This window comes from Pedobacter sp. 01N416 (assembly GCF_056399685.1).
This window is the reverse complement of the sequence record NZ_JBFTRT010000996.1, coordinates 1-734: the sequence shown is the minus strand read 5'-3', so window position 1 is coordinate 734 and position 734 is coordinate 1. Positions and strand designations below refer to the sequence as shown.

General features: G+C 36.2%; 1 protein-coding gene. It reads left to right on the top strand.

Annotated elements, in window-relative coordinates; translation table 11 throughout:
• Positions 1 to 734: family 43 glycosylhydrolase (locus AC1DND_RS28885; RefSeq protein WP_477586409.1), on the top strand; the 734-nt coding region annotated here is incomplete at both ends.

The following is a 734-nucleotide window of genomic DNA, read 5'->3' as shown; positions in this document are numbered from 1 at the left end:
GTGGTATACTGTCGAATCTGTTTTGCAAAGCGCACAGAATAAGGCAATCAACCAAAATAATATTGTTTTAGATACCGTGAACCAAAAACTTTATCTGCCAGTAAATTATGGTACAGATTTAAAAGCCTTTGATCCGCAGTTTAATACCTTTAATCAAATCAGTATCGCACCAAAAGGGAAATTAGATTTTACTAAAGGCCCTGTAAAAATTAAGGTAAGTATTGCCAATCAACAACCTAAAACTTATTTGGTAAGTGTTGCTGTATCCAATAACCCAGTTTTAAAAGGTTATTACGCAGATCCGGAAATTTTATATTCCAATAAAACAGGCAAATATTACATCTATCCAACCAGCGATGGTTTTAACAACTGGAGTGGTACCTATTTTAAAAGTTTTTCATCAACTGATCTCGTTAACTGGACAGATGAAGGTAAAATATTAGACCTTGAGAAAGATGTTTCGTGGGCGAAAAAGAATGCCTGGGCACCTACCATTATCGAAAAGAAAGTAAACGGCGCTTATAAGTATTTCTATTATTTCACAGCAGCACAGAAAATTGGAGTTGCTGTTGCTGATCATCCAGCCGGTCCGTTCAAAGATAGCGGTAAGGCTTTAATTTCAAGCAAACCAAAAGGAATAAAAGGTGGTCAGGAGATCGATCCTGATGTATTTAATGATCCTAAAACCAACAAAAGTTATCTATATTGGGGAAATGGGTATATGGCCGTTGCAC